Below are 6392 nucleotides of genomic sequence, written 5' to 3'. Positions count from 1 at the left end.
CAGCAACTCCCGCGTCGCCCGCGCCGCCTCCCCGCGGCTCACGAACCCCATCCGGGCCGGCTCATGACCCAGGAACACGTTCTCGGCCACACTCAACCCGTCCACCAGGTCGAGCTCCTGATAGATCGTGGAGATCCCGAGCCTGATCGCCGCGATCGGGCTCGACAGCCGCACCTCCTCACCGTTCAGCGTGATCGTCCCCTCGTCGGGCTGGTGGGCACCGGCCAGGGTCTTGATCAAAGTGGACTTCCCGGCACCGTTCTGGCCGAGCAGACAGTGCACCTCGCCGGCACGGACCTCCAGGTCGACGCCGTCCAGGGCGCGCACTCCGGGGAACTGCTTGACGATCCCTCGCATGACGAGGAGGGGTGCCGAGTCGGTTGACGGCTCGGGCATGGGGGGCCTCCGTGGATCTTTACGACTGAATCTCGATGGGGATTCACTGGAAATTCGATGGAAGGGGATGAGTGGGATCCCGCCCGTCCGGCCGGGCCGGACAGCACCAGCGTGGCGCCGCCGAGGTCGGCGTGAACGACGGCGTCACGAATCCGGTTCTCCGGCCGGACGGACGGGATGTTCATGGGGCGATACCGGAGCTCACGAGGTATGGCGTCTCATTCGCGCTCCTTCTCGGGTGCCGGTGCCGCCAGGCGGACGTCTATGGCAGTGGGGTTGGAGAGCACCCTCTCCGTGACGATCCCGGCGGCGCCGCGCGAGGCCGCGCCGAAGCCGAGATCGGAGGCGACGAAGTCACAGCGGGCAGCGGATCCCTCCACGCCCAGCCGCTTCAACTCCGCCTGCGCCACCGGGATGAGCCGGTCGGCGAGCTTGGCGAAGTAGCCGCCGATGACGATGACGCGCGGGTTGAAGAGGTTCACCAGTGTGGCCGAGCCCCGACCGAGCCAGCGGCCCACCTCGCCGATGGCCAGGTCGACCCGGGGATCGCCCGCGGCCCACCGCAGCTCGATCTCGGCCAACCGCTCCTCCGGGTCGCGCATCACCCCGTCGTGCATGCCGTAGGCGTGGTCGGGGGTGGCCATCCGGACCAGCGCGGCCAGGCCGACCTTCGTCTCCCAGCAGCCGATCCGGCCGCAGCCGCAGCGTTCGCCCGAGGGGTCGACCATGACGTGGCCCACCTCTCCCGCGAAGCCGTCGGCGCCGCTCAGCAGGCGTCCTCCAGAGATCACGCCGCCGCCGATGCCGACCTCGCCGGTGAGGTAGACGAGATCGGACGTACCGGAGGCGACTCCGCCGGTGAACTCGGCGAGGGCCGCCAGGTTGGCGTCGTTGTCCACGCTGATCGGTACGTTCGGGGGAACTCCGGCGCGTACCAGCCAGTCCACCACGGGAACGCCGTACCAGCCGAGGTTGGGGGCGACGTCCACGGTGCCGGTGGCGGTGTCGACGAGACCGGGAACGGCCACGGTGATCCCGGCGACCTTGACCTCCAGGAGGTCGAGTTCGGCCATGGCCTCCCCGATCACCCGGGCCAGCTCCGTCAGGGAGCGCTCGGAGTCGCAGCCCATCGCGTCGAAGCTCACCCGCCGGTCGATCAGCACCCTGCCGCCCAGGTCGGTGGCGAAGGCGGCGATGTAGTCGACGTTCACCTCAAGGCCGAGAGCTCCGACACCCGCCCCGTCCAGCGCGAGGGCGAGCCCGGGGCGGCCGACGGCGCCCGCGTGCTGCGGCCCGATCTCCTTGAGGAGTCCTCGGGCCTGCAGCTCGCTGACGAGGCTGGTGACCGTGGTCTTGTTCAGACCGGTCTCCATGGCGACGACGGACCTGGACCGCGGGCCGTACTCGCTGACGTGACGCAGCACCAGGGACAGGTTGGACCGGCGCACGGTGGCCTGGTCGGCGGGTGTACCGGCCGACCTGTTCGAGCTCGTCGAACCGCCGTTGCGACTGCCGGTCCAGCTACGGTGCACGTCACTCCCCTCAATTAATTTGCATGACTGGCCGAATTAAAAGCTCAGTCCAGGTTGGGGCGCAAGGTCCGAAACGTTTCGATCTGCGTAACGTTTTCGTAACACGGTCGCGCGTTTACGCGTGTACGTCACACGAACGACAGATACCGAGTCGTTACCGTCCCCCTGGTGCGCGACAGGACACCTGTGTGTTACAAATCCAATTAATTTCTATCCGAGACAAATAAAACCCAGGTGGCCGTGTGACCCAGGAGCAGCACCAGGCCCGCACGGTGGGCGGCACGCCTCAGGCCGCGGGACCCGCCTTGCTCCGCCGGACGAACCTCTCCCTGGTCCTGCGCCACCTGCGCGAGCACGGGTCCACCTCCCGGTCCGACATCGCGGAGGCCACGGGCCTGCACCGGGCCACCGTCTCCAACCTGATGGTCGAGCTCCTCGACCGGCGGCTCGTTCAGGAGGTGGGCGTCGACCACGCCGGCACGGTCGGCCGCCCCCGGCGGGCGGTGGCGCTGCACGGCGCGCACATCGGTGCCCTCGGCCTGGAGATCAACGTCGACTACGTCGCCGTCCACGGCGTCGACCTCGGAGGAAACGTCCTGGTCGACCGCCGCCTGGGCTTCGACGCGGCGGGCAGCGGCGCCAGCCGCTCGCTTCGCGAACTCGGCCTGACGGCCCGCGAGGCCATCGAGGAGATGGCGCGCGCCGGGGCCGCGCCGGCGGGCATCGGGGTGGCGGTCCCCGGCCTGGTCGACGTCGACCACGGGGTGGTCGCCTTCGCCCCCAACCTCGACTGGCACGACGTGCCGCTCGCCGCCCGGCTCTCCTCCGCCCTCGGCCCGCTGCGCGTGCCGATCACGGTCGACAACGACGCGAACCTCGCCGCCCTCGCCGAATACACCTCGGGAGTCGCCGCCGGTACGGCCGACATGGTTTACCTCACCGGCGAGGTCGGCGTGGGCGGCGGCATCGTCGTGAACGGCAGGCTGCTGCGCGGAGCGGACGGCTTCTCCGGCGAGGTCGGGCACCTGCCGGTCGACCCGAGCGGCGGGCGCTGCGGCTGCGGGCGGTTCGGCTGCTGGGAGACGAAGGTGGGCCTGGCAGCGCTGGTGCGCATGGCGACCCCCGAGCGGGCGTACGGGCTGGACACGGTCCCGGTGCCCGACCCCGAGGAGCGGGTGGCCGAGATCGCCCGCGACCTGGCCGCCGGCGACCAGCAGACACTGGTCGCGGTCGCGGAGGTCGGCCGCTGGCTCGGGCTCGGCGGCTCGATCCTGGTCAACCTCTTCAACCCGCGCGTGATCGTCGTAGGCGGTTACTTCGCCACCCTGGCCGCATGGCTGCTCCCCTTCGCCCAGGCGGAGCTGGAGCGCCTGGTCGTCGCCGGCCCCGCGGCCCGTTGTCGTTTCATCGCCTCCGACCACGGCTTCGGCGCCGCCTCCCGGGGTGCCGCGAACGTGGTGATCAACCAGATCGTCAACGACCCGGCCGCGATCATGCCGCCCGCCGGAGCCTGACGGCTTCGGCGGGCGGCATGGCACGACCCGTTTCGTGTCGATCCGCTCCCGCCCTCCCGACGACCGTCGGGCAGATCGCCGCCGGAGATACGGGGCCTCGTGAGCGAGAGGGCCGGGGGCCCATCCGGGAAGTGTCCGGCCACAGGCACACGAGGTCCTCGCGAGCGGGAAGGCTGGGCCGGCTGGGCGGTCTCTCCTACGATCGAGGACGTGACCGCCCCGATTTCACGTTCCAGTGCCCGGATCCTGCTGGTCGACGCCGACGAGCGCCTCCTGCTGTTCCGGTACCCGGCCCCCGCGCAGTGGCCCGCCGAGCACTGCTGGATCACGCCTGGCGGAGGGGTGCACGACGGTGAGACGCCGACCGCCGCCGCGGTCCGCGAGCTACGCGAGGAGACAGGGCTGGAGATCGCGGAAGAGCGTCTGGGGCCGGTCGTGGCCCGCTCCTCCGGCCTCACCTGGTTCGGAGACGTCCAGATCACCGCGATCGACTCGTTCTTCTTCCTGCGCGTCGGCGAACACACCGTCGAGGTCTCGGGACAGGAGGAACTGGAGCGCTCGCTGATCTCGGCGCACCGCTGGTGGACCCGTCACGACCTCCTCACCACCGATGAAACGATCTTCCCCCTCAACCTTGGAGCCCTGCTGTCCGATCTCCTGGACGGAGACCTCCCCGCCGAACCCGTCCCACTGCCCTGGCACCACGACGAGTAGTCTCCCGCCGACGGTGACGGGCGGGCGCCCCCCATCACCGTGTACGTGCCGCCCCGGGGATTCGAACCCCGAACCTCCGATTCCTGAAACCGGTGCCTCTGCCGTTGGGCCAGAGCGGCCGGGCGTGCCGTACGGCACGCCGGTGTCGCCGATGTCACTGTGTCGTCTGGGTCGCCTGACCGTTTTCGCTCGATGGCCCGGGGCGCTGGGCGTCGTGAGTCGTCGCGTCTCAAGTCGTCGCGTCCTGGGTCGCCTTCGCTGGAAGTCACTGCGTCGTCGGAACGGCAGGGCTCGAACCTGCGGCCCTCCGGTCCCTGGCCGGATGCTCTTCCTGCTGAGCTACGCTCCGTCACGCGTCCGGGCCGGTTGGCGTGGGCCGTACCGGACGCGCCGCGGGCCTGCGAACCGGGCGGGGGTCGCCACTCCCGTCGCCGAGTCCCAGTCCCATGCCCTTCTCCTGTGAGGGCAGAGCCGCAGCGGGGGTTCGAACCCCGTCCTGCCGGGTGGAAACCGGCTGCCTTACCGATTCGGCCTCTGCGGCGTGTCTTCCGGGATGAATCCTTTCGCCCCTTCCCGCGAGAAGGCGTGAAAGCGTTCAACGTGCTGTGCTGTGAATTTATGGAGAGCGGGGAAACTGGCTCCCGCGCCCACTGGTCGAAGCGGTCTCACATGGTTCGGGAAATGAAGAAGCCGCCTGGACCGACGTCTTGGGCGGCTCGGTGGTTTCCCTTGAGAGGATTAGCCACCTGACCCTCCGGGAGCCGGAGCACCGTCGTCGAGCAGTGGAAACACCTCAAGGCTTCCCTGCCGCACCGGTGACGCGCCGTACTTCATCGTCGATCCTTTCCGAGGTGCGGAGCGGATGCCCCGGCCTTTTCTCCATTGAAGGGCAAAGGCGACCTTCGATGCCAGTGGTTTTATCCGTGCTTCCACTCGGAGATTTTCGGTGGCCGTTTCCCTCGACCCGCGGAGAATTCACCGTTCGTCGTGCGCCGGGCTTTCCCGGCCCGTGCCCGCGTTCTTCTCGCCGCGAATCCGGGTGGCCGGATCCGTTCCACCGATCTCCGCCCGCCCGAACGTCACCTCCTCACCGGGCTCCCGCGTGGGCGGCAGGCCGCGGAGGGCCGGGGGCTCTCCTCGCGACCACCTCGCGGTTGGGAGGCTGCGCGGGCTCACGCGTGATCGACGAGAGAACCGATCGTGTGAACCGGCGTCCCCCGTCTTCTGGTTAGGTGAGTGACATGGCACTTCACCCCAATATCGATCCCGGACTGGCCGCCGCCCTTGAGGCGAACCCTCTGCCCGCCGCCGACTTCGGCGCCATGCGGCTGGAGGACCTGCCCGACGTCCGTCTCCAGTTGGACGCGGCGCGTGCGGCGATGCCCCCGCCGGCCCCGGACGGGCGAGTCGTGATCGAGGACCGGACCGTACCCGGCCCCGAGGGCGATCCCGACATCCGGTTGCGGATCTACCGGCCGGCCGGACAGGAGGGCGCCGTCCCCTGCCTGTACTGGATCCACGGCGGCGGGATGATCCTTGGCGACGTGGAGACGGAGGACGCGCGCCTCAACGAGTATGTCGCGGCGCTGGGATGCGTGATCGTCTCGGTCGGCTATCGCCTCGCGCCGGAGAACCCGGACCCGGCGCCGGTCGAGGACTGCTACGCGGGGCTGGTGTGGACCGCCAAGAACTCCGCCGAGCTGGGCATCGACCCGGAGCGTCTCGCGGTGGGCGGGATCAGCGCGGGGGGCGGGCTCGCCGCGGGAACCGTGCTGCTGGCACGAGACCGCGGCGGCCCGGCCCTCGCGTTCCAGCTCCTGATCTGCCCGATGCTGGACGACCGCAACACCACTCCTTCCAGCCACGAGTTCGTCGAGGCGGTCGTGTGGAACCGGGCGGCGAACCTCTTTGGATGGAGGGCACTGCTCGGCGAGCGGGCGGGCGGCGACGATGTCTCCCCGTACGCGGCCCCGGCGAGGACGACCGACCTGTCGGGGCTGCCCCCCGCGTACATCGACGTCGGCGAGCTGGAGGTCTTCAGGGACGAGTGCTTCGACTACGCCCTGCGGCTGGTGCGGGCGGGTGTCTCCACCGAGTTCCACCTCTACCCGGGGGCCTTCCACGGCTTCGACGGGATAATCCCCGAGGCGGAGATCAGCCGCAGAGCCGCCGCCGAACGGGTGGTCGCGCTGCGCCGGGCCCTGCTGCGCTGACCGGGCCGCGGATCGAACGTCCG

5 protein-coding genes and 3 tRNA genes are annotated in these 6392 nt (G+C 70.1%); 3 read left to right on the top strand and 5 right to left on the bottom strand.

Annotated elements, in window-relative coordinates:
* Positions 1–396: ATP-binding cassette domain-containing protein (locus tag ACIBH4_RS38825; RefSeq protein ID WP_362770093.1), on the bottom strand; the 396-nt coding region annotated here is incomplete at its 3' end.
* 218 nt (positions 397–614) lie between these two features.
* Positions 615–1928 carry an ROK family transcriptional regulator gene (locus ACIBH4_RS38820; protein WP_362506297.1) on the bottom strand — a complete coding sequence of 438 codons (1314 nt, stop codon included), beginning with the start codon at positions 1926–1928 and terminating at the stop codon, positions 615–617.
* A 242-nt stretch (positions 1929–2170) separates the two neighbouring features.
* Between ACIBH4_RS38820 and ACIBH4_RS38815 the strand changes: the two genes are divergently transcribed.
* Together ACIBH4_RS38815 and ACIBH4_RS38810 are read left to right on the top strand one after the other, a co-directional pair.
* Positions 2171–3442 (top strand): ROK family transcriptional regulator, encoded by a 1272-nt coding sequence (locus ACIBH4_RS38815; RefSeq protein ID WP_362506294.1) that lies wholly within the window; start codon positions 2171–2173, stop codon positions 3440–3442.
* A 210-nt stretch (positions 3443–3652) separates the two neighbouring features.
* Positions 3653–4156: an NUDIX domain-containing protein gene (locus tag ACIBH4_RS38810; RefSeq protein ID WP_362506290.1), complete on the top strand. Its 504-nt coding sequence runs from the start codon at positions 3653–3655 to the stop codon at positions 4154–4156.
* A gap of 46 nt (positions 4157–4202) precedes the next feature.
* Here ACIBH4_RS38810 and ACIBH4_RS38805 read toward each other — a convergent pair.
* From ACIBH4_RS38805 to ACIBH4_RS38795, 3 genes are all read right to left on the bottom strand, one after another.
* A tRNA-Leu gene (locus tag ACIBH4_RS38805) sits at positions 4203–4275 on the bottom strand.
* A 157-nt stretch (positions 4276–4432) separates the two neighbouring features.
* Positions 4433–4505, bottom strand: a tRNA-Pro gene (locus tag ACIBH4_RS38800).
* 120 nt (positions 4506–4625) lie between these two features.
* Positions 4626–4697 (bottom strand) — tRNA-Gly (locus tag ACIBH4_RS38795).
* Positions 4698–5397: 700 nt separating this feature from the next.
* Between ACIBH4_RS38795 and ACIBH4_RS38790 the strand changes: the two genes are divergently transcribed.
* Positions 5398–6369 (top strand): alpha/beta hydrolase, encoded by a 972-nt coding sequence (locus ACIBH4_RS38790; RefSeq protein ID WP_362506287.1) that lies wholly within the window; start codon positions 5398–5400, stop codon positions 6367–6369.
* Positions 6370–6392: the final 23 nt, after the last annotated feature.

It is taken from the genome of Streptosporangium sp. NPDC050284, assembly GCF_044459525.1.
GTDB lineage: Bacteria > Actinomycetota > Actinomycetes > Streptosporangiales > Streptosporangiaceae > Streptosporangium.
The sequence above is the reverse complement of the archived record's forward strand: the minus strand, read 5'-3'. Positions and strand labels throughout refer to the sequence as shown.